The following is a 21,837-nucleotide window of genomic DNA, read 5'->3' on the forward strand; positions in this document are numbered from 1 at the left end:
AAAGGGAGTGTTTTTTTCTAGCAATTTCCTGGAACGGACGGGAGGATTGTCACGTATTACTACATAGACTGAACTGAATAGGGAAGGGGGTACACTAAAGAGATGAAACACCCGTTCAAGCATCGATTTGCAGCCATAGGCATTCTATGGCTGATAGCCGCAGCCGTTCTGCTCGGCATGCTGGGACCCGTCGTCTCGTCCGTTCAGGCCGAGGGAGACGCGGTCAAGGGCAGCGCGGTCGTTATTCCAATCAAGGGGACGGTCGATCCGGTCATGAAGTCTTTCCTGTTCCGTGCGCTTGAGGAGGCGGAGCAGCTTCAGCCGGACGCTGTCATTTTCGATATGGATACTCCTGGAGGCTACGTAGATGTATCGATGGAGCTTAGCCAGCGGATCATTGGGAGCCCGGCGCGTACGGTCGTGCTCGTTCACGGCAAGGCGGCTTCGGCGGGCAGCTTCCTGGCCCTCAGCGCGAACGAAATCGCGATGACCCCGGGAAGCGCTATCGGATCTGCGGCAATGGTCGATTCGTCTCACAAGTATGTGGATGATCCGAAGGCCGTCGCGCTGTGGGTCAGCCAGATGGTATCGGCCGCAGAGAAGAATGGCCGGGATACCGGCGTCGCTACGGCGATGGCGGATCTGCAGGCCAAGGTGGAGCTTCCGCAGTTGAACCGCACGAAGCAGCCGGGCGAGGTTCTCTCCCTGAGCGTCAACGAGGCGAAGCGGGCTGGATATTTGGAATATGAAGCCTCTTCCGTAGAGGACTTGCTGTCCAAAATGAATCTCGGCGGGGCCCAAGTCATCCGCATCGAGCCTTCGGGCGCGGAACGGCTCGCGACCTATCTCGTAACGCCGGCGATCGCTACGCTGCTCTTGTTCCTTGGCATCGCCGGCGTCGCGATTGAGCTCATCGTGCCAGGCTTCGGGGTTCCGGGCATTCTCGGCATCCTCGGATTCGGTTTATACTTTTTTGGCCATTTTATTGCCGGACTAGCGGGGGTGGAGACTATCGTATTGCTGCTGATTGGGTTAGTGCTGCTGGCGCTGGAGATGTTCATTCCAAGTTTCGGGATTCTGGGCATCCTAGGTGCGATCAGCTTGATTTCCGGGGTCGTCCGCGCGGCCTACGATACGGGGAACGCGCTCATGTCCTTGGGCATCGCCTTCGTCGCAGCTGTTGTTGTCGTCGTCATTATTGCCCGCGTCTTCAAGCATCGCGGCATCTGGAACCGGTTCATCCTCAAGGATGCGCTTACGTCGGAGCAAGGCTATGTGTCAAGCACCGATCATATGGAGCTGATTGGCAAGGTCGGGAAGGCGCTTACGCCGCTTCGTCCCGCAGGGACCATCCTGCTCGATGGCCATAAATATGATGTGGTGACGGACGGCTCTTTTATCGCGAAGGATGAACAGGTCGTCGTCGTGACGACGGAGGGGGCGCGTATTGTCGTGAGCCCGCATGTAGGTTCTTGAGAGAGGAAGTTTCAGTGTCCCCAGTTTGATTCATTGACCCTGGAACGCTTTCATTGTATCGTTGAAAAGAATTGACTGCCGCTAGACGGCAGTCCCGTATTTACATATTACAATTGGAGGTATGACTGCGTATGGATCCAGCGATTGTCAGCACCCTGTTAATCGGGGCGCTCATTGTTATTGTTCTGAGTGTGTTTTTCAGCTTTTTCCCGGTTATGCTCTGGATATCCGCCATTGCATCCGGAGTCCGCATCGGCATCATCACGCTCGTGGCGATGCGTCTGCGCCGGGTTACGCCAAGCCGGATCGTCAACCCGATGATCAAGGCGACGAAGGCGGGACTTGGACTGTCTATCAACCAACTGGAGAGCCATTATCTTGCCGGAGGTAATGTTGACCGCGTTGTCAACGCCCTTATTGCGGCGCAGCGGGCCAACATCAGCCTCGAATTCGAGCGTGCGGCCGCGATTGACTTGGCAGGCCGGGATGTTCTGCAGGCCGTGCAAATGAGCGTTAACCCGCGTGTTATCGAGACGCCGATCGTCGCCGCCGTGGCGAAGGACGGCATCGAGGTCAAGGTTCGTGCCCGCGTTACAGTTCGGGCCAACATCGACCGTCTCGTCGGGGGCGCCGGGGAAGAGACGATCATCGCCCGCGTCGGCGAAGGTATCGTTACAACGGTCGGCTCAAGTTCCACGCACAAGGATGTCCTGGAGAATCCGGATCTGATTTCCCGCACCGTGCTCGGCAAAGGTCTTGACGCCGGTACCGCATTTGAAATTTTGTCCATCGATATCGCTGATGTCGACGTAGGCAAGAACATCGGTGCGCATTTGCAGACCGAGCAGGCGGAAGCAGACAAGCGCATCGCTCAGGCGAAGGCGGAGGAACGCCGTGCGATGGCGGTCGCGGAAGAGCAGGAGATGAAGGCACGCGTCGTCGAGATGCGCGCTCGAGTCGTTCAGTCCGAATCTGAGGTTCCGATCGCGATGGCGGATGCTCTTCGTACAGGCAAGCTCGGGGTCATGGATTACATGAACTTGAAAAATATCGAAGCCGATACCCAAATGCGCGGCACGCTCGGCAAAATGGGCGAGAACGGCAGCGACAACAAATCGGAAAGCTAGGCGATGAGCCATGGATATCTTTGAAAAGCTCTTGCGTATTCTGTTGAACAATCCATTTCTGGCGGTAATTCTTATTGGCTTCGTGTTCTCCCTCTTGCGGAAGGGCAACAAGCCGCCGGCCAATCGGATGCCGAGCTTCGGCGGCGATAAGGCGGGAGGACGGCCGGGTTCCGAACCGGATGATCATGATGACGAGCCGGTGATGGAAGAGAAGCGGTCTTATCCGGTCTATACGGAGGAGCGCTCCCAAGCCGGTCTCTCGCAAGGATATGCTTCCCACGAGACGGACACCATTACGCTAGAAGAGAGAATTGCCGCCATGAAGCCTTCGGTGGGTCCGGCCAGCGCCCCGCGGCATGCGGAGTCAAGCAATAAGAAATCCGCCGCTGCAGCTTCTGCAGTGATTCGCCCGGAGGAGGCGCTGAAGGGCGTGCTCTGGTCCGAAATTCTGGGACCGCCGCGGGCCAAGCGGCCTTATGGCCGCCGCTCTTCCTAAGCTGGTGCTCTCTACTCGGTAAGAAGCGGCTTCTCCCATTGTCGGGATGTCGTCTGTTCGTCGGTTACTATGTTTTTGTTAGCCGGCTCTAAGAGCCACAAGCCAGGCCCACGCGGGGATGATGTGACGGGACACCGTACAAATCTTCGCGGGCCTGGCTTTTTTAGATGTGTCAACACGGGGAAGAGCGGGCGTTCGCGGCTCTGATTGCCGGTCTAATAAACCAATCCTGCTCAAATGCAGTATTTTTATCTTGCTGAAGCGATTTATGTAAGAATTGCTGCAAATCTGCAGCTTTTTGATCCGATTTTGGCTGAACTAGGTCATACCGGGTGATATTCCTGCCGATTTGCAGGATTTCTTTTGGGCTGACTTGGTGTCGATGAAAAAGCTGTAAGTTTGCAGTATTTTGGCGTTCATGCGCACGAACAAGTATGCTCTTCAATCGAAGCCTTGCAGGGACTTACCCATTATCGGTTCTCCTCCTTACTTAGCCCGTTGGTCACCCCCACTCCGAAGGCTAGCTTGCCCGAGGTCCGCTGCAACCGCAATTCGGGCGCTGCGCCAAGCCCCGAGGGGCCAGCAGCCTAGTGCCTAGCCGGGCTGGCGCCCAAGCCGCCGCAGCGCGCTCCCCAATGGAGCAACGCGTCCAAGCCGCGCTCCCCAATGGAGCAACGCGTCCAAGCCGCCGCGGACATGCCCGCCGCAGCGCGTTCACGCGTGACGCGGGAGCTTCCGCCGTACATCCCTTCCACCCGCTTCCTCATATTTCATAATCCGGCCTTGTTCCGCATAGGTTGTAAAGTACAGGAAGGGGGCCTTTGCCAAAATGAGCCGCATTGCCCGCAAATTGCGCCAGTGGTCCGTAAATTGGTTCGATCTGCCGCAAGATATGATCACGGATATGCCCCGTCTGGTCATGACCGGCAATCGTAAGCTGGTTGTAGAGAATCATCAGGGCATTCTTCACTTCTCCGATCAGCATATGCGTCTCGCCTTGGCAGCGGGCCAACTGGAAGTGTACGGAACCAACTTGACGATTCGCGCCATCTATACCGAGGAAATCTGTATCGAGGGCGTTATCAATGATATCAAGTATCACGGAACGGGGGGAACGTTGTGAAAGCTCCTGCATTTGCCGGCCTGCGAGGCTATGTCCGTGCCAGTCTGCGCGGCGGCCAAATCGAAACCTTTATCAATGCCACCGCGCTGGAACAAATCAGAATTTGGGATGTCCGGCGTCTCCGCGACGGCCGGGCGGAATGTTATTTGACGGCCAGCGATTACTTGCGCCTTCGTCCGCTGTTGAAGAAGACAGGCTGCCGTATTCATGTGGAGCAGCGCTTTGGGCTTCCGTTCTCTATCGTACGCATCCGCCGGCGGAAGTTTTTTGCCATGGGCGGTATTCTTTTTTTGCTCGGATTGTACATGCTGTCTTCCCTCGTCTGGAGCATCGAAGTAACGGGCAACATCCGCATTTCGACGGAGGAAGTGCTGAAGCAGGCGAGACAGCAGGGCATTTACCCGTTCCAATGGACTTTCCGGCTGCGCGATCCGGACGCTGTCTCCAAAGCGATGAATATGCAGCTCAAGGGCGTCTCGTGGATTGGCATTGAGCGGAACGGGACAAGAATCCGGATTCATGTCGTGGAATCGACCCTGCCGGAAAATAAGGGGCTTGTTAACCCGCGTCATCTTGTGGCCAAGACCGACGGGATTATTACGCATATCATCGCGGAGCGGGGCCGTCCGGCCGTGAGACAGCATTCTCGGGTGAAGAAGGGCGATATTCTCATCTCGGGACAAATCGGAACCGAGGAGCTGCCGAGCACGGTAGCGGCCAAGGGAGAGGTGCGGGGGCTCGTATGGCATGAATATGACGTTGCCGCCCCCCTCGTCACCAAGCGCAAAGTATATACCGGCGAGCAGAAAGAACTTCGTTATGTGACGGCAGGAGACAGACGGCTGCAGATCGCCGGCTACGGCGGCATTCCGTTCGACAGCTATGAGACGATCGTGGTAGCGAAGCGGCTGCAATGGAGGCAGTGGGTGCTGCCGTTCGGCTGGCAGACAGAGGTGCTGAAGGAAGCCCATATTATCTCGGAGGAACGAAGCGAGCAAGAGGCAGCTGCCGCGGGGCTGCAGGAGGCCCGCGCCGATGTGCTGGCCAAGAACGGTCCGGATGCGCGCATTCATGAGGAAAAAATTTTGCATCAGAAGGCGGACAATGGTAAAGTGGTCATGAAGGTGCTTTTTGAAGTGGAGCAATCGATTGCGGAAGAATTAACGATTGTGCCGCAGGCACAGCCGGATCCGGGTGCGCAGGATGAAAAAGCGGCGCCTCCACAAGCGAGAGGATAATGAACGTTTAAGGAGACTGAGAGTTTTTGACGCAACCAACAATTGTCAAGCTTACACTGGAGAACGTTGCCGAGGGACTGGCTCTCTTCGGCCCGCAGGACAAGTACCTGCGCATGATTCAGAGCGGCACGGACGCGAACGTGATGTCGCGGGATGCGGAGATTTCCATTTCGGGAGAGGCGATGGAGGTTGAGAAGCTGCAGCAGCTATTTGAAGTCCTGCTGGAGCTTGTGCGGAACAACATCGCTTTGTCCGAACGTGACATTCAGTACGCCATCGATTTGGCGCAGGATTGGAAAGTCCATGAACTGCTCGATCTGTTCAGAGGCGAGATTGCCCATACGTACCGGGGCAAGCCGATACGGGTGAAGACGATCGGGCAACGGCATTATGTATCTACCATTAAGAAGAAGGACATCGTGTTCGGCATTGGCCCCGCAGGGACAGGCAAGACGTATTTGGCCGTCGTCTTGGCGGTGATGGCGCTGAAGGAAGGAGCGGTCAAGCGGATTGTGTTGACCCGCCCTGCCGTAGAGGCCGGGGAGAATCTGGGCTTCCTTCCGGGGGATCTGCAGGAGAAGGTAGATCCGTATTTGCGGCCGCTTTATGATGCGCTGTATGACGTCATGGGCCTTGATCAAGTCGGAAAAGCGTTGGAACGGGGACTGATCGAGATCGCGCCGCTTGCTTACATGCGCGGCCGCACGCTTGATGACGCGTTCATTATTTTGGACGAAGCCCAGAATACGACGCCCGAGCAGATGAAGATGTTCTTGACACGGCTCGGCTTCGGCTCGAAGATGGTCATCACCGGAGACATCACCCAGATCGATCTGCCGCGCGGCAAGCGCTCGGGTCTGGTGGAGGCTTCTCATATTTTGCATGAGATTGAAGAAATCGGCTTTGTGCACTTTGCCGAGCAGGATGTCGTTCGTCATTCCTTAGTGCAGAAAATTATTACAGCTTATCAGAAGGATAGCGAAAACCAAGGATAGAGAGGGTTGTTCTCTATGCTAAAGACAAATCGTACCGGCGACAAAAGCAAGCCGGCCCGGCAAGTGAATATGTCCGGTTGGAAATACAGCGTCGGCGTGCGCTTTCTTTTGTTTTTTCTCATCACGCTGCTGTTCTATCTCAGTCTGGCTCCGAGCGTGCTGCCGGAGAAATTCGATATCGAGGTCAACGTCCGGAGCGAAAAGGACATCATCGCGCCGATTCAGATACCGGACAAGAAGGCGACGCTCAAAGCCCAGGATCAGGCGGCCGAACGGGTGCAGCCGATTTACGATATCATTTCCTTGCGCAACGAGCGCCTGTCCGACAGCATATTTGATCGGATCGAGCAATTGAACTCGGACGAGACGATCTCTTATTCCCAGAAGGTGGATGTGTTCCGACGGGAAATTCCGGAGATGGTAAAGGATCATATTCGTCAGTTCCTGACGACGGGACGGAATACCAACACCTATTCCAACGTAATGTTGGAGGAAATAAGCAAGCGTCTCGAAGAGCAGACCTACCGTATTCCCGAGGAAACGTATATCAAGATCGCAAGATTGACCAGGGAAGATATTACGGAAATGAAATCGGTCGCCCGGGAGCTCGTATCGAAGCTGATGAGCGATGCGGTGCCCGAAGCGGCGATCGCTAGGGCGAAGGTCCCCGAATACGTGAATGCCAGCTCCCTGAACAAGCGCTCGGCGCGTGAAGTCGTGCAGGAACTGGTACGGCTCGTCATTACGCCGAACAAGTTCTACGACGATGAAGCGACGAAGGAAGCGAAGGTTCAGGCGCGCGAGAATACGCCGCCGGTATTTATTAAGCAGGGCGATATTTTCGTCAAAAAGGGCCAGCTGATTACGCAAGAAATGTATGATTTGCTACGTGAGAACGATCTGCTGAAGACCGAAGTCAACTATTGGCCGCAATTCGGCTTGCTGCTTCTGTCGGCGTTGTTCTCGCTCGTCTTGTTTATGTTCATGCGCCAGGCGAGCCATACGCATTTCAAATTCAACAATGTTCAGCTGCTGATGCTGCTGCTCATATTCACCATCAATATCATTGCCGTTCATATTATCGCGTACTCACAGACGGAAGACGCGGTATTTATCGGCTACGTGGCGCCTGTCGCCATGGGGGTCATGCTGATTACGCTCCTGATCGATCTGCCGCTCGCCTATATTAGCGCGGTCGTGTTGAGCGTCGTCGCCAGCATCATTTTGAATACGCATCAGGGCGCGCTGTTCGATTTCCATTTCGGATTTTTCGCCCTCGTTACATCCTACGCGGCGATATTCGCGATTCACCGGGCAAGCCAGCGCTCGACGATTCTGAAGGCGGGCATTATGGTGTGCATCTTCGGCAGCTTGACGGTGTTGACGCTGTCCATGCTGAGCGGGGATGCGCTCAATCAGCGCGACACGATGCTCGCCGCAGCGTTCGCCTTTGCGAGCGGACTGCTGAATGCGGTGCTGGTGATGGGACTGATGCCGTTTTTCGAAGTGACCTTCGGCATTTTATCCGCGCTGAAGCTGGTCGAGCTGTCCAACCCGAACCATCCGCTCTTGCGGAAGCTCCTTACCGAGACGCCGGGCACGTATCATCACAGCGTCATGGTCGGCAATTTGGCCGAGCAGGCGGCCGAAGCGATCGGCGCCAACGGGCTGCTCTGCCGGGTGGGGGCGTTCTATCACGATATCGGCAAGACGAAGCGTCCGAGCTATTTCATCGAGAATCAGACGAATATGGACAATCCGCATGATTTCATCGATCCGAAGCTAAGTACTTCGATTATCGTAGCGCATGCCCGCGACGGGGCCGAGATGCTGAAGGACTACAAGCTGCCGAAGCCGATTCGGGATATTGCCGAACAGCATCATGGCACGACATTTTTGAAGTACTTCTATTACAAGGCGTTGAAGCTGGCCAAGGAGCAGGGCAAGGAGCCCGATTTCACGGAAGATGACTTCCGTTATCCGGGGCCGAAGGCGCAATCGAAGGAAGCGGCAGTCGTCGGCATTGCCGACTGTGTGGAAGCGGCGGTCCGTTCGCTCCGCCACCCGACGGTGGAACAGATTGAATCGATGATTCAAAAAATCATTAAAGACCGTCTGGATGACAACCAATTCAACGAATGCGATCTGACCTTGCGCGAGCTGGACATTATCGGTCATTCGCTGAAGCAGACCGTAATGGGGATTTTCCATTCCCGCATCGAATATCCGGACGATCCGAAGGCGAAGCAGGGCGATGCCAAGCCGGAATCGGCTTCGGATGCTGCGGCTGGCGAGAAGAAGGAGCTGCAGGCGGATGAGGCGGTTGTCGAGGCGGAGTCCGACCAAGCGGCAAGGCCTGAAGCCGTGCCGAAGCCGGACGCGCCAAGCAGCGATCCGGATCCGGAACGGGACGACAAATCGTAGAGCGTGATGAAGGAGATTACGGAACATGCACACTGTGAAGCTGGAATGGAACAATGAACAGGAGCGGCTTCCGATTGAACCGCCGCTCATCGAACTGCTGGAGCGAATCCTGCAGGAAGCGGCCCGGTCAGAGGGAGTAGAGGAAGGAGAAGTGGCTCTTACCTTCGTCGACGACGCGGCCATCCACCAATTGAACCGGGAGTATCGGGGCATCGATCGTCCGACGGACGTGCTGTCCTTCGCGATGCAGGAATCGACCGATGAAGAGATGGACATCTTATACGAAGTGGAAGAGGATGCCGAACTGCCCGGCTTGGAAGATGACTTGCTGGGCGATATCATCATTTCAACCGAACGCGCACAGGCACAGGCCGAGGAATATGGGCATTCGCTCGAACGTGAGATCGGATTTTTGTTCGTGCACGGCTTCCTCCATCTGCTCGGCTATGATCATCAGGACGAGAAGGGCGAGCGCGAGATGATGGACAAGCAGGAGGCGGTTCTTGGCCGGGTTGGACTGATTCGCTAATGAGACGGCCGTGGGCGGATACATTCCGGGTAGCGTGGGAAGGCATCCTCTATGCCTTCCGCACCCAGCGGAATATGCGCGTTCATGCTGCAGCCGCCGTGGCGGCCTGTCTGTTGGGAGCAGGCTTCGGGATATCGGCAGGCGAATGGCTGTGGCTGGCCCTCGCCATCACGCTGGTGATGTCAGCCGAATTGATGAATACGGCGGTAGAATCAGCGGTCGATCTCACGATGCCCGACCCGCATCCTCTGGCCAAAATCGCGAAGGATACCGCCGCAGGAGCAGTGCTCGTGACCGCGGTATTTGCCGTAATTGTCGGCGTGGTCTTGTTCGCGGGGCGTCTGCTGCAGCTGCTGCGGACCTTCTTATAAGGGTGGAACGCATCGCAAGCGGTGATTGCCGGAATTGCATTTATTTTGCAGCGGCGGTCACCGCTTGCGTACATTTATGATAAAATAAACAGGAGGCAACTTGCGTTGAATACATTTCAAGACGAACCGAGATCGAACCGAACCTCATTCAAATCCGGCTTTGTAGCCATCGTCGGCCGGCCGAATGTCGGCAAATCGACGTTAATGAATCATGTCATCGGTCAGAAAATCGCCATTATGTCCGACAAGCCCCAGACTACGCGGAACAAGATCCACGGAGTCTATACGACGGAGGATACGCAAATCGTATTTCTGGATACGCCGGGCATTCATAAGCGCAAATCGAAGCTGGGCGACTATATGAACCAGGTGGCCTACAACACCTTGAACGAGGTTGAGGTCATTTTATTTCTTGTCGATGTTTCTGCAGGCCTCGGCAGCGGCGATAAATTTGTTATGGAGCAACTGGTGAAGGTGAAGACACCGGTCATTCTCGTGATGAACAAAATTGATCAGGTGCATCCCGATGAGCTGCCTCCGATGATTAAAACGTACAATGAACTGTTCGAATTCGCGGAGATCGTGCCTATCTCTGCGCTTAACGGCAATAATGTCAACCGCCTGTTGGACGTGCTGGGCTCCTATATGCCGGAAGGGCCGAAATATTATCCGGACGATCAGATTACCGATCATCCGGAGCAGTTCGTCGTGGCGGAGCTGATCCGGGAGAAGATTTTGCACTTGACCCGGGAAGAGATCCCGCACTCGATTGCGGTCGCGATCGAGGATATGAGAGTTCAGGACAACGGCGTCGTCTATATCTCCGCCGTTATTTATGTGGAGCGGGATTCGCAGAAGGGCATCGTCATCGGCAAGCAAGGAGCGCTCCTGAAGGAGATTGGCAAGCTTGCCCGCAAGGATATTGAGCATTTGCTCGGATCGAAAACGTTCATGGAGCTATGGGTCAAAGTGAAGAAGGACTGGCGCAATCAAGAGCGGATTCTTCGTGATCTCGGCTTCCGCCACGATGCGTAAGATGGCGGAAGGCGGATTCTTTCGCGCTTAAGTCCGGGCCGATCGTGACCAAATATTGCATGGGATAATCTTGATACCGCAGCGCAACCTAAGGATGGAACGCATAGTCATTTCCAACGAAAGGGGATATACGGATGCATGATTTCTCGTGGAACGTATTTGCCATGACGGGAGATGTTGATGCTTATTTGTTGTATAAGCAGTCCAGACAGCTGTCGGAAACGGAAGAATCTTCGCTAGACGTACCGCCGTTGGATAATTCAGCGGAATCATAGATTTATAGAGGTACCGTACCATTACCATTCAAGCATTGAAATGCGCATGGGAGGACGAGCGTGCTATATCGGGTGGAAGGAATCGTCATCCGCAGTATGGATTATGGGGAAGGGAACAAGATCATCACGCTGTGCACCAAATCGCACGGCAAAGTCGGCGTCCTGGTGCGTGGAGCGAAGAAGGTGCGCAGCCGTCATGCGGCTGCCACTCAGCTCTTTACATACGGGGAATATGTCTTTTTCCGCGGAATGGGGCATATCGGCACCTTGAATTCATGCGAGATTCTGGAGGGGCATCATACGCTGCGCGAGCAGCTTCATCTGGCCGCCTACGCCTCTTACGCAGCCGAACTGGTCGACCGGGCCCTGCAGGACGAGGAAGCGGGCGGCGCCATGTTCGATCAACTGCATGCGTACTTGGAGGCGTTGGAGGCCGGCAAGGATGCGCAGGTGACGACGCATCTGCTGGAGATGAAGCTATGGCAGCGCACCGGGGTCGGGCCCCAACTGTATGCCTGCGTCAGCTGCGGCAGGGAGGACGAGCTGAGCGGAGTCGGCTGGCGCCTCGGCGGCGCGCTCTGCCGTGCCTGCCTCATGCGGGAGCATGAGCAATATAAGGCGGGACCGGCGATGCTGACCCTGCTCCGCCAGTTCGAGAAGACGGATCTCCGCCGGCTGGGGAATGTGACACTGAAGCCGGAGACGAAGCTGCGGCTGCGCGCATTCATGCGCGGCTATATGGACACGCATGTCGGCGTCCGCTTGAAATCGCAGCAGTTCCTTGATCAGATGGAGAAGTATGATTTGGCCAATCTTGACGAGTAGAATGCCATTCGTTATAATGAATCCAAGCTGTAGATAGATTGGCTTGCGTTGAAGAAGGAAGTAGTTCGTCCAAGCTTCGAGATATAGCGATCCGGGGATGGTGGAAGCCCGGACGAACGGGCGAATGAACAGGCACTTTGGAGCAAGGAACGGAGAAAGTGGAATGATTGCGGCTTGAGCGTATGGCAACATGCGCAAGGGCTGAGGCAATCGTTCAAGTAGGGTGGAACCGCGGGAAGATAACTCTCGTCCCTACGTCTGGCAGCAGACGTAGGGCGGGAGTTTTTTTGCGCGCTCGTCGGGCATGCCGCGAATGTAAAGGCAAAGGAGAGAAAGCCATGAACTTTCAGCAAATGATCTTGACGCTTCAACAGTTCTGGTCCGAGCAGAACTGCATCCTCGTGCAGCCTTATGATGTGGAAAAGGGCGCCGGCACGATGAATCCGATGACGTTTTTGCGTTCCATCGGACCGGAGCCGTGGAATGTCGCTTATGTGGAACCATCCCGCCGCCCGGCGGACGGCCGTTATGGCGAGAACCCGAACCGGTTGTATCAGCATCATCAATTCCAGGTGATTCTGAAGCCTTCGCCGGACAATATCCAGGAGCTCTATCTCGAGAGCTTGCGCCGTCTTGGCATCGATCCGCTCCAGCACGACATCCGGTTCGTCGAAGATAACTGGGAAGCTCCGACGCTGGGCGCATGGGGGCTCGGCTGGGAAGTATGGCTCGATGGAATGGAGATTACACAATTTACTTATTTCCAGCAGGTCGGCGGCATTGACGCGCATCCGGTATCGGTCGAGATTACGTACGGGCTTGAGCGCCTGGCATCTTATATTCAAGAGAAAGAGAATGTGTTCGATCTGGAATGGGTCGATGGGGTCACCTACGGTGATGTCTTCCACCAGCCGGAATACGAGCATTCGAAATATACGTTTGAAGTGAGCGACACGGCGATGCTGTTCTCGTTATTCACGATGTATGAGCAGGAAGCGAATCGGGCGATGGAGCAGCATCTCGTCTTCCCGGCCTACGATTATGTGCTCAAATGCTCGCACACGTTCAATTTGCTGGATGCGCGCGGAGCCATCAGCGTAACCGAACGTACCGGCTACATTGTCCGGGTGCGGAATCTTGCCCGCCAAGTTGCGGCCACGTATTTGGAGGAACGGGAGAAGCTCGGCTTCCCGCTGTTGAAGAAGGGAGAGGAACGCCATGCCTAAAGATATATTGTTGGAGCTTGGACTGGAAGAAGTGCCGGCACGCTTCATGCGCCCTGCGATGGAGCAGTTGCAGAGCCGGATGGAACGCTGGCTGACGGAATCACGGATCGGATTCGCCAGCATTCAAGTATATGGGACGCCTCGCCGCTTGGCTGTCCTCGTTCGCGAGGCAGCCGATAAGCAGACGGATATTCACGAGGAAGTGAAGGGGCCGGCACGCAAGATCGCGCTTGACGAGAAGGGCGGTTGGACGAAGGCCGCGCTTGGGTTCGCCCGCAGCCAGGGCATTGCGCCGGAGCAGCTGTTTTTCCAGGAGCTGAACGGCGTTGAATACGTGTACGCCAACAAGAGCAGTATCGGAACGGAGACGTCCGCTGTGCTGAGCGACGGCCTCGCCTCGCTTATCCAGGCGATGACGTTCCCGAAAAACATGCGCTGGGGAGAGAAGGAAATGCGCTATGTTCGTCCGATCCGCTGGATTGTGGCGCTGCATGGGACAGATATTATTCCATTGGAAATCGCGGGTGTGCAGGCAGGGAATATTTCGCGCGGCCACCGCTTCCTCGGCGGAGAGGCGGCGATCGATGAGCCGGCTCACTATGTGGAACGCTTGCGCGAGCAATATGTGATCGCGGACGCTGATGAGCGGGTGGCGGAGATTACACGCCAGATTGACGCGCTGGCGGCAGAAAAGGGCTGGCATATCGCCGTCAAGGACGATCTGCTGGAAGAGGTGCTGTTCCTGGTCGAGTACCCGACCGTGCTGTACGGCACATTCGACGAGGCGTTCCTGCATATTCCGCAAGATGTGCTGATTACGTCGATGCGCGAGCATCAGCGTTACTTCCCGGTACTGAATGCGGAGCGGCAGCTGCAGCCGTTCTTCGTCACCGTCCGGAATGGCGATGCGGCCGGACTGGATCAAGTCGTCAAGGGCAACGAGAAGGTGCTTCGCGCCCGCTTGTCCGATGCCAAGTTCTTCTACGAGGAAGATCAGAAGCTTCGCATTATCGATTGCGTGCATAAGCTCGATTCGATCGTGTTCCACGAGGAGCTCGGCACAATCGGCGACAAAATCCGCCGGTTGCATGCGATTGCCGACGCGCTCGCCCTGGCGGTGGAGGCCGATCGGGAGACCGCGCTGTGGGTGAGCCGGGCCGCAGATATTTGCAAGTTCGACCTCGTGACGCAAATGGTTTATGAATTTCCGGAGCTCCAGGGCATGATGGGAGAAGATTATGCCCGCAAGGCCGGGGAGCCGGAGGCGGTCGCCCGCGCCATCAATGAGCATTACAAGCCGCGGTATTCCGGTGATCCGGCGCCGGACACGCTGGTCGGCTGCATTATCAGCCTCGCGGATAAGCTGGATACGCTGGTCGGCTGCTTCGCCATAGGCATCATTCCGACAGGGTCGCAGGATCCGTACGGCTTGCGCCGTCAAGCGACGGGGATTGTCCAGGTGCTGCTGGAGCGCGGTCTGCCGTTGACGCTCCATATGATGCTCGATATTGCGCTGGACGTACACGAGAAGGCGCAATTGCTGAAGCGGAGCAGCGAGGAGATCCGGCGGGATCTCGTGGAATTTTTCGGCTTGCGCGTGAAAAATGTGCTGGCCGATTCCGTTCGCTACGATGTGGCCGATGCCATCATGGCATCGGGCTATGACGATGTGAAGCAGACGGTGGCACGTGCGGACGCGCTGATGCAGGCCGTCGCCGGTGAGGAGTTCAAGCTGACGGCCGAATCGTTCAACCGCGTATGCAATCTCGCGGCCAAGGCGGTATCGGAAGCCATCGATGCCGATCGGTTCGAGCATGATGCGGAACGAGAGCTGTTCGATCGCTGGACCGAAGTGCATGAGGCTTATGATGCGGCGTTCGCGGATGCCGCCCAGGCGCTTGCCGTGCTGGGACGGCTTCAGGATCCGGTCAACCGCTTTTTCGACCAGGTGATGGTCATGGCCGAGGATGAAGCGGTCCGGGCGAACCGGCTGGCCCTTCTCGCCAACATCGCGGCCGATATTCGCCGGTATGCCGATTTCTCCAAGCTCGTCTGGGCATCCTGAACCTACAATGTGGCCGACGCAGCGACATGCGCCGGCGTGGCTGGAACATGAAGAAGATTTTCTTCGACATGTTCCTTCATTTTTGTCCGGACTTCGACAAAAAACGCCGAAAACCATTCGGAAATTCACGTTTGCGAAGCAGGATTTTTACGGCTTACAGCGTATATAATAGTAACGGTGAAAATACAACTTTCATTTTGACGCCGTCTTTATGAAATGGGTGAGTCGCATGTCTGATAAGCTTCGTATCTTGGTGGATGCGGATGCCTGCCCGGTCAAGAATGAGATCATCGCCGCTGCGCTGGAGCAGGAGGCCGCGGTGTTATTTGTCGCTTCCTATGCGGCGTTTGCTCCGGACTGGCAGTTGGCGAATTACGACATTCATACCGTATTTGTCGATCAGGCGTTCCAGGCGGCGGATATCTATATCGCGAATGCAGCGCGGTCAGGAGACATAGTCGTGACAAGCGATTATGGGTTGGCCGCGCTCTGTCTGCCGCGCGGAGCTTCCGTATTGATGCCGCGGGGCGGCGAATTGACCGCCGATAATGTGGATGAATATTTGTCGAGGCGGCATTTCTCGGCCAAAGCCCGCAGGGCGGGACTTCGCACGAAGGGGCCCCGGGCGATGAGTGAACAGGATCGGATCAACTTCCAACATAAGTTGACAAAACTTTTGCAACGGGAGCAGGAGAAATTGAGCCCGTAGCGAAATAGTAATACGTGTTTAGATGAAGGTGGTTGGACGAACAGTGAGCAATTACGGACTGATTCCCGACGAAGTGCTGGACGAAGTGCTGCAGCGCAATGATATTGTGGATGTCGTCGGCCAATATGTCCATTTGTCGAAGCACGGTAAGTATTTGAAGGGATTGTGTCCGTTCCACTCGGAGAAGACGCCGTCCTTCACCGTCACGCCGGAGAAGCAGATTTTCCATTGCTACGGCTGCGGCAAGAGCGGCAATGTCATTCACTTCATGATGGGGATTGAAGGGTATTCTTTTCCGGAGGCGGTTCGGCGTCTCGCCGAAGCGGCGAACATGCCGGTGACGTGGGGGACGGGGAACGCGAAGGCGGAACGGGATCCTTACCATGAGGCGAAGGAACGGCTGATCGAGGCCCATGAGCTTGCAGCGAAGCTGTATCATTATATTTTAATGAATACGACGCATGGCCAGGCTGCCCTCCAATATTTGCGGAACCGGGGAATCCATGACAAGCTGATCGAGCAGTTTCAGATAGGGTATGCCCCTCCGCAGTGGGATACGCTTGTACAACTGCTCGGCAAGCGGGAATTCGACCTGGAAGGCATGGAGAAGGGCGGTCTCGTCTCGAAGCGGAAGAATGGCAGCGGTTATGTCGATCGTTTCCGGGACCGGATTATGTTCCCGATCTGGAACCGGAATGGCCAAGCGATCGCTTTGGCCGGGCGAATATTGGGAGAAGGACAACCCAAATATTTGAACTCGCCCGAGACGATGCTGTTCAACAAATCGAAAGTGCTGTACAACTTGCATCATGCGCGGCCTTATATTAAGCGAACCGGCCATATCATTCTGTTCGAAGGGTTCTCGGATGTCATCCAAGCCTGGGACGCCGAAGTGTATCATACGGTGGCGACCATGGGAACGGCGCTGACGCCCGACCATATTACCGTGATGAAGAGGATGGCGGACAGCGTTACCTTGTGCTACGACGGGGATGAAGCCGGACAAGCCGCGGCGATGAAGGCGATCCCGATGCTGGAGGAAGCAGGGCTTCACGTGGCGGTAGCTATGATCCCGGACCGTATGGATCCGGATGACTTCATTAAGGCGCACGGCGCGGAACGGTTCCGTCATACCGTAACGGCAGCGGCGGTAACTCCTACGAAATTCAGGCTTATTTCTTTGCGGAGGAATCATATACTGCTAGAGGATGATGGGAAGCGGCGCTTCAAGGATGAAGCGATGCGCGTCATTGCGGCGGTTGAATCGCCGGTAGAACGCGAGCTTCATTTGAAGGAGTTGGCGCAGCAGCTTGATCTGCAGGGCGAGTCGGCGTTCGACGCGCTCAAGCAAGAGTGCGCCACGATAAGACAGCGGCAAAAAATGAACGGGCACGGGGATAATCAAGACAATTGGTGGAATAATGGTAGAAATGATAAGCGTACCATAGCCCAGCCTGCGCTGCGCCCGGCCTATGTCTATGCGGAGCGGAGCCTGCTGGCTCTGATGTTCCAGGATATCGAGGTTGCCGATTATGTGGAGCGGCATCTTGGTGAACGGTTTAATGTAGATGATCATGCGGCACTTGCCGCTTATCTATATGCTTATTACGCGCAAGGCAAGGAGCCGGATTTCAGCCGGTTCCTGGCAACATTGCATGACGAACGCTTGGAGAAAGTCGCTGCCTCCATATCGCTCTCCGAAGTATCTCTTCGTTATGATACCGAGCTGCTGGATGATTATATTATGCAGATTCTTAAAGTGCCCAGACAGCGCGAGATCGAACGCAAAAGAGAAGAAATGGTGCAAGCGGAACGTTCCGGCGAAGTATTGCGCGCGGCGCAAATCGCACAAGAAATTATAGCCCTAGAGCAAGAACTGAAGCGGTAGCAGACGGAGGATTCTAGGGAGGAGGGAGTCGGAAAATGGCGAATGATCAACATACTGGACTTGAAACGGAAACGGCGCTGGAACATGCGAAGGACCAGTTGATTGAACTCGGCAAAAAGCGAGGATCGCTCAGCTACAAAGAGATAGCCGAGAAAATGGCGACGTTCGACCAAGACCCGGAACAAATGGATGAGTTCTATGAGCAGCTCTCCGATCTGGGTATTGAAGTAAGTGAAGCCGATGATGAGATAGGCGCTCGTGCCAACGACCGCGATAACGATGATTCGGACGATTTTCATTTTGATGATGATCTGTCACTGCCGCCGGGCATCAAAATCAATGACCCGGTGCGGATGTACCTTAAAGAGATCGGCCGTGTTCCGCTCTTGTCGGCTGAAGAGGAAATTGAACTTGCGAAGCGGATTGAGCAGGGCGATTCGGAAGCGAAGAAGCGCTTGACCGAGGCCAATCTGCGGTTGGTCGTCAGTATTGCCAAGCGTTATGTCGGGCGGGGCATGCTGTTCCTTGATCTGATCCAAGAAGGAAATATGGGGCTTATCAAAGCGGTGGAGAAATTCGACCACAGCAAAGGATATAAATTCAGCACTTATGCGACCTGGTGGATTCGCCAAGCGATTACGCGGGCTATCGCCGATCAGGCGCGCACGATCCGGATTCCGGTCCATATGGTCGAGACGATCAACAAGCTCGTTCGCGTATCTCGTCAACTGCTTCAGGAGCTGGGACGCGAACCGACGCCGGAAGAGATTGCGGCCGAGATGGAACTGAGCGTAGAGAAGGTACGCGAGATAATGAAGATTGCACAGGAGCCCGTCTCCTTGGAGACGCCAATCGGCGAAGAGGACGACTCGCATCTGGGCGATTTCATCGAGGATCAGGAGGCGCTGGCTCCGGCGGACGCCGCCGCGTACGAGCTGCTGAAGGAGCAGTTGGAGGATGTGCTTGACACGCTGACCGAGCGTGAGGAGAACGTGCTGCGCCTGCGCTTCGGCCTGGACGACGGCCGGACGAGAACGCTGGAAGAAGTGGGCAAAGTATTTGGCGTTACGCGCGAGCGCATTCGTCAAATCGAGGCGAAGGCTCTCCGTAAGCTGCGTCACCCAAGCCGCAGCAAGCGGTTAAAAGATTTCTTAGAATAATGGTGTGCAAGAGACCTTCTGATGCCCTTGCCGGCGTGATGAGGGTCTTTTGCATAGAGGAAGCAGCGCAAGAGCCGCTGTCCTCGGCCACTCGGCCCACAAGGCAGGGCGGCGGCATGACGTTCCTGGAGGTGTACAGGCAATGGATCGTCAGCAACGCCAATGGATGGCCCAGGAAATCGCCCGCTGGCGGAAAAACCGGCTGCTGCCTGCAGCCTATTGCAATTTCCTGGCGCAGCTGTATGATGTGCCCCTGGATGCGCCGGAGGAAGGTTCGAATCAGCCCGCCCGTTCCTGGGCGGATCGTATCGCTTCCTTCCGGCCAATGTCCTGGATGGTTGTTTTTTTCATTTTTGTATTGTTTTGTATTGTCGGATTTCATTTTACCGCTTTTGCGGCCCCAATGCAAATTGGCGTCATTGCGGTCCCTGCGCTTGTGCTGATCGCCTTGGCTTGGCGGGGCCGGAAGACGAACCTGCGGAGGACTCGGTGGCGGGCGCAGCTCGCTTGCCTGACCTTGTCCGGCGGTGGCTGGCTTGTGCTGCAGGCTCAGGGATGGCCGGCATGGTGGCCGAGCGTGGTCTGGCTCGTTGTCTCCGCCCTTGTCTGGCTGTTGTGCGGGATGCTGGCTTGTTCCGGATGGATGCAGGGAGCGGGCTGGCTTCATGCCGCTGCCGCTTATGGCTGCATCCTGCAGATCGCGATGACGGATTTGACTCTCGGCGAGAGCCAATGGCTGTGGCTCCCGGAGAGCGCCTTGTTCGTCTGGATGGCATGGGCGGTTCACCGCCTGTCTCCGAGGGCCTCGGCAGGCCTTCTCATCGCCTCCGCCGGACTCTGGTTCATGCCGGAGGCGGTCTGGATTGCCGCTCGCGCATGGAGTCAGCTGGAAGCGGATCAAGAACTGCTTTCCTTCCTGTTAGGGAAATGGATCATTTTATGGTGTAGTGCTTTTTATTTCAGAAAACAGTGGGTGAAATGGATACGTGAACATCAAACTGTCCAAGCGGCTGCAGCAGATCGCTGATTGGGTGCCGGCAGGCAGCCGTCTGGCCGATATCGGCTCGGATCATGCATTGCTGCCGGCCTATCTGGCGGAACAACAACGAATTGAGATGGCGGTGGCCGGCGAGGTGAATCAAGGACCTTATGAGGCAGCTTGCCGCCAGATTGAAGGCGCCCGGCTGGCTCATCGCGTAAGCGTGCGCCGGGGAGACGGCCTGGCCGTCATCTCGCCCGGCGAGGTCGATGTCATATCGATCGCAGGCATGGGCGGTGGTCTTATCGTCCAGATTTTATCTGCCGATCCGGGCAAGTTGGCGGGAGTGACCCGCTTGGTCTTGCAGCCGAATGTGGGAGAGGCTCATGTCAGGGTCTGGCTGCGCCGAGAAGGCTGGAATCTGCTGGAGGAAGCCTTGCTCGAGGAAGACGGCAAGCTGTATGAGGTGCTGCTGGCCGAACGGGCAGGCAGCGAGGAAGAGGCCGTACAGCATGATCGCCGCTTGTATGCTCCTCGCGAGTTGAATGCACAGGTGACGTTGACCGAGGAATGGCTGGTGCAGCTCGGCCCGATGCTGTCGGCTGCGCCAACGCCGGAATTCATGAAGAAGTGGCAGCTGGAAGTTCGCAAGAGAGCGCGCATTCTGCGCACGATGGAGCAGGCTGCGACGGAAGAAGCCAGACAGCGCCGCGCGATGTTCGCGGACAGCCTGGCACAATTGGAGGCGATATTGGCATGTATGCACACGCGCAAACCGTAATTCAGTGGATGGAGCAGCTCGCTCCCAAATCGATGGCGGTACCCGATGACCGCATCGGCCTGCAATTGGGCACGTTGAACAAAAAGGTGTCCCGAGTGCTTGTCGCCTTGGACGTGACCGAAGAGGTCGTCGATGAAGCGATTCGGCTGGAGGCGGAGCTCATTATTGCCCATCACGCCATTATTTATCGGCCGCTGCCTCATTTGCAGACCGACACACCGGCCGGCAAGGTGATGGAGAAGCTGATCAAGCATGATATCGCGGTCTACATTTCTCATACGAACTATGATGTTGCACCGGGCGGGATGAACGATCTGATGGCAGAACGGCTCCAACTGACCGGGGTGGAGGTGCTGGAGAAGCTGCACCACGAGCCGCTGCAGAAGCTGGTCGTCTTCGTGCCGGTAAGCCATGCGGATTCGGTGCGGATGGCGATCCTGGATGCCGGGGCCGGTCATATCGGGGCATACAGCTATTGCAGCTTCTCGCAGCCGGGGACTGGAACGTTCCAGCCTCAGGAGGGAACCAATCCGTTCATTGGCGAATCCGGGAAGCTGGAGTCCGTCGAGGAAGTGCGCATCGAGACGATCGTACCGAAGTCGCGGCGCAGCCGGGTGCTGCAAGCGATGTTCAAGGCCCATCCTTATGAGGAAGCGGCCTACGATCTGTATCCGGTCGATCTGGAAGGGACGGCATATGGCCTTGGCCGGGTTGGCAAGCTGCCGGGTCCTATGACGCTGGAAGCCTTTGCCGAGCAGGTGAAAAAGGCTTTCGGCGTACCGCATGTGCGCGTCGTAGGAAGCCCGGAACGCGAAGTGAAGAAGATCGCCGTGCTGGGCGGCTCCGGTTCCCGCTATGTGCGGCATGCGCTCTTCCATGGCGCCGATGTCCTCGTCACGGGCGATATCGACTATCATACGGCCCATGATGCGCAGGCTGCGGGCCTGGCCATCATCGATCCGGGGCATAACGCCGAGAAGATGATGAAGGAGGATGTCGCTTCGCGCCTGCAGCGGGCCGCTGACAAGCAAGGCTTGAAGACGGTCTTTCATGCTTCATCCGTAAATACCGAACCGTTTCAATTTATGTAAAAGTTACTGGTTGAGTTTCTGGCC

At 56.2% G+C, this 21,837-nt stretch carries 21 protein-coding genes; 20 read left to right on the forward strand and 1 reads right to left on the reverse strand.

Annotated elements, in window-relative coordinates:
- Positions 1–102: 102 nt before the first annotated feature.
- From FLT43_RS25860 to FLT43_RS25870, 3 genes are all read left to right on the forward strand, one after another.
- Positions 103–1,476: an NfeD family protein gene (locus FLT43_RS25860; RefSeq protein WP_087442107.1), complete on the forward strand. Its 1,374-nt coding sequence runs from the start codon at positions 103–105 to the stop codon at positions 1,474–1,476.
- A 131-nt stretch (positions 1,477–1,607) separates the two neighbouring features.
- A complete protein-coding gene (gene floA / locus FLT43_RS25865) occupies positions 1,608–2,603 on the forward strand; it encodes a flotillin-like protein FloA (protein ID WP_087442108.1) in 996 nt (331 codons plus the stop codon).
- A 10-nt stretch (positions 2,604–2,613) separates the two neighbouring features.
- Entirely contained in the window at positions 2,614–3,099 is a 486-nt protein-coding gene (locus FLT43_RS25870; protein ID WP_087442109.1) for a hypothetical protein, read from the forward strand.
- A gap of 587 nt (positions 3,100–3,686) precedes the next feature.
- On the opposite strand, the gene FLT43_RS25875 is transcribed toward FLT43_RS25870, so the two are convergent.
- Complete coding sequence (locus FLT43_RS25875; protein WP_127510895.1) at positions 3,687–3,866, reverse strand: hypothetical protein; 180 nt, start codon at positions 3,864–3,866, stop codon at positions 3,687–3,689.
- Positions 3,867–3,928: 62 nt separating this feature from the next.
- On the opposite strand from FLT43_RS25875, the gene yqfC reads away from it, so the two are divergent.
- The 17 genes from yqfC to FLT43_RS25960 all read left to right on the forward strand — a co-directional run bounded on the left by yqfC (position 3,929) and on the right by FLT43_RS25960 (position 21,813).
- Positions 3,929–4,222, forward strand: a complete 294-nt coding sequence (yqfC, locus tag FLT43_RS25880; protein ID WP_087442111.1) for a sporulation protein YqfC — start codon at positions 3,929–3,931, stop codon at positions 4,220–4,222.
- Entirely contained in the window at positions 4,219–5,460 is a 1,242-nt protein-coding gene (gene yqfD / locus FLT43_RS25885) for a sporulation protein YqfD (RefSeq protein WP_087442112.1), read from the forward strand. The genes yqfC and yqfD overlap by 4 nt, the downstream gene beginning before the upstream one ends.
- A gap of 26 nt (positions 5,461–5,486) precedes the next feature.
- On the forward strand, positions 5,487–6,455 hold the full coding sequence (locus FLT43_RS25890; RefSeq protein WP_087442113.1) for a PhoH family protein: 969 nt from the start codon (positions 5,487–5,489) through the stop codon (positions 6,453–6,455).
- A gap of 15 nt (positions 6,456–6,470) precedes the next feature.
- Complete coding sequence (locus tag FLT43_RS25895) at positions 6,471–8,879, forward strand: HD family phosphohydrolase (RefSeq protein WP_087442217.1); 2,409 nt, start codon at positions 6,471–6,473, stop codon at positions 8,877–8,879.
- A gap of 25 nt (positions 8,880–8,904) precedes the next feature.
- Positions 8,905–9,408, forward strand: a complete 504-nt coding sequence (ybeY, locus tag FLT43_RS25900; RefSeq protein ID WP_087442114.1) for an rRNA maturation RNase YbeY — start codon at positions 8,905–8,907, stop codon at positions 9,406–9,408.
- Positions 9,408–9,779 (forward strand): diacylglycerol kinase family protein, encoded by a 372-nt coding sequence (locus FLT43_RS25905; RefSeq protein ID WP_087442115.1) that lies wholly within the window; start codon positions 9,408–9,410, stop codon positions 9,777–9,779. Before ybeY ends, FLT43_RS25905 begins: the two co-directional genes overlap by 1 nt.
- Positions 9,780–9,884: 105 nt before the next feature.
- Positions 9,885–10,814 (forward strand): GTPase Era, encoded by a 930-nt coding sequence (gene era, locus FLT43_RS25910; protein ID WP_087442116.1) that lies wholly within the window; start codon positions 9,885–9,887, stop codon positions 10,812–10,814.
- A gap of 164 nt (positions 10,815–10,978) precedes the next feature.
- Positions 10,979–11,089, forward strand: coding sequence for a YqzL family protein (locus FLT43_RS25915; protein ID WP_373994925.1), 111 nt, complete (start codon positions 10,979–10,981; stop codon positions 11,087–11,089).
- A gap of 60 nt (positions 11,090–11,149) precedes the next feature.
- On the forward strand, positions 11,150–11,914 hold the full coding sequence (gene recO, locus FLT43_RS25920) for a DNA repair protein RecO (protein WP_087442118.1): 765 nt from the start codon (positions 11,150–11,152) through the stop codon (positions 11,912–11,914).
- Between the two features lie 338 nt (positions 11,915–12,252).
- The gene (gene glyQ, locus FLT43_RS25925; RefSeq protein WP_087442119.1) at positions 12,253–13,140 is read left to right on the forward strand and encodes a glycine--tRNA ligase subunit alpha; all 888 of its coding nucleotides are present in this window, start codon (positions 12,253–12,255) and stop codon (positions 13,138–13,140) included.
- Positions 13,133–15,205, forward strand: a complete 2,073-nt coding sequence (gene glyS / locus FLT43_RS25930; protein WP_087442120.1) for a glycine--tRNA ligase subunit beta — start codon at positions 13,133–13,135, stop codon at positions 15,203–15,205. The genes glyQ and glyS overlap by 8 nt, the downstream gene beginning before the upstream one ends.
- A 229-nt stretch (positions 15,206–15,434) precedes the next feature.
- Positions 15,435–15,914 carry a YaiI/YqxD family protein gene (locus tag FLT43_RS25935; protein WP_240764831.1) on the forward strand — a complete coding sequence of 160 codons (480 nt, stop codon included), beginning with the start codon at positions 15,435–15,437 and terminating at the stop codon, positions 15,912–15,914.
- A 22-nt stretch (positions 15,915–15,936) separates the two neighbouring features.
- Entirely contained in the window at positions 15,937–17,802 is a 1,866-nt protein-coding gene (gene dnaG / locus FLT43_RS25940) for a DNA primase (protein WP_174818142.1), read from the forward strand.
- Positions 17,803–17,837: 35 nt separating this feature from the next.
- Positions 17,838–18,962, forward strand: coding sequence for an RNA polymerase sigma factor RpoD (gene rpoD / locus FLT43_RS25945; RefSeq protein WP_087442123.1), 1,125 nt, complete (start codon positions 17,838–17,840; stop codon positions 18,960–18,962).
- A 142-nt stretch (positions 18,963–19,104) separates the two neighbouring features.
- Positions 19,105–19,989 (forward strand): hypothetical protein, encoded by an 885-nt coding sequence (locus FLT43_RS25950; protein ID WP_087442124.1) that lies wholly within the window; start codon positions 19,105–19,107, stop codon positions 19,987–19,989.
- Positions 19,949–20,722, forward strand: a complete 774-nt coding sequence (locus FLT43_RS25955; RefSeq protein WP_087442125.1) for a tRNA (adenine(22)-N(1))-methyltransferase — start codon at positions 19,949–19,951, stop codon at positions 20,720–20,722. The genes FLT43_RS25950 and FLT43_RS25955 overlap by 41 nt, the downstream gene beginning before the upstream one ends.
- Positions 20,698–21,813 carry a Nif3-like dinuclear metal center hexameric protein gene (locus FLT43_RS25960; RefSeq protein WP_087442126.1) on the forward strand — a complete coding sequence of 372 codons (1,116 nt, stop codon included), beginning with the start codon at positions 20,698–20,700 and terminating at the stop codon, positions 21,811–21,813. Before FLT43_RS25955 ends, FLT43_RS25960 begins: the two co-directional genes overlap by 25 nt.
- The last annotated feature ends 24 nt before the right edge of the window (positions 21,814–21,837 follow it).

Source organism: Paenibacillus thiaminolyticus (genome assembly GCF_007066085.1).
Lineage (GTDB): Bacteria > Bacillota > Bacilli > Paenibacillales > Paenibacillaceae > Paenibacillus_B > Paenibacillus_B thiaminolyticus.

Coding starts and splice junctions, on each gene's coding strand:
- FLT43_RS25860 (WP_087442107.1), top strand. CDS start 103: ATGAAACACCCGTTCAAGCATCGATTTGCAGCCATAGGCATTCTATGG.
- floA (WP_087442108.1), top strand. CDS start 1,608: ATGGATCCAGCGATTGTCAGCACCCTGTTAATCGGGGCGCTCATTGTT.
- FLT43_RS25870 (WP_087442109.1), top strand. CDS start 2,614: ATGGATATCTTTGAAAAGCTCTTGCGTATTCTGTTGAACAATCCATTT.
- FLT43_RS25875 (WP_127510895.1), bottom strand. CDS start 3,866: ATGAGGAAGCGGGTGGAAGGGATGTACGGCGGAAGCTCCCGCGTCACG.
- yqfC (WP_087442111.1), top strand. CDS start 3,929: ATGAGCCGCATTGCCCGCAAATTGCGCCAGTGGTCCGTAAATTGGTTC.
- FLT43_RS25895 (WP_087442217.1), top strand. CDS start 6,471: ATGCTAAAGACAAATCGTACCGGCGACAAAAGCAAGCCGGCCCGGCAA.
- ybeY (WP_087442114.1), top strand. CDS start 8,905: ATGCACACTGTGAAGCTGGAATGGAACAATGAACAGGAGCGGCTTCCG.
- FLT43_RS25905 (WP_087442115.1), top strand. CDS start 9,408: ATGAGACGGCCGTGGGCGGATACATTCCGGGTAGCGTGGGAAGGCATC.
- FLT43_RS25915 (WP_373994925.1), top strand. CDS start 10,979: ATGACGGGAGATGTTGATGCTTATTTGTTGTATAAGCAGTCCAGACAG.
- glyQ (WP_087442119.1), top strand. CDS start 12,253: ATGAACTTTCAGCAAATGATCTTGACGCTTCAACAGTTCTGGTCCGAG.
- glyS (WP_087442120.1), top strand. CDS start 13,133: ATGCCTAAAGATATATTGTTGGAGCTTGGACTGGAAGAAGTGCCGGCA.
- FLT43_RS25935 (WP_240764831.1), top strand. CDS start 15,435: ATGTCTGATAAGCTTCGTATCTTGGTGGATGCGGATGCCTGCCCGGTC.
- dnaG (WP_174818142.1), top strand. CDS start 15,937: ATGAAGGTGGTTGGACGAACAGTGAGCAATTACGGACTGATTCCCGAC.
- rpoD (WP_087442123.1), top strand. CDS start 17,838: ATGGCGAATGATCAACATACTGGACTTGAAACGGAAACGGCGCTGGAA.
- FLT43_RS25950 (WP_087442124.1), top strand. CDS start 19,105: ATGGATCGTCAGCAACGCCAATGGATGGCCCAGGAAATCGCCCGCTGG.
- FLT43_RS25960 (WP_087442126.1), top strand. CDS start 20,698: ATGTATGCACACGCGCAAACCGTAATTCAGTGGATGGAGCAGCTCGCT.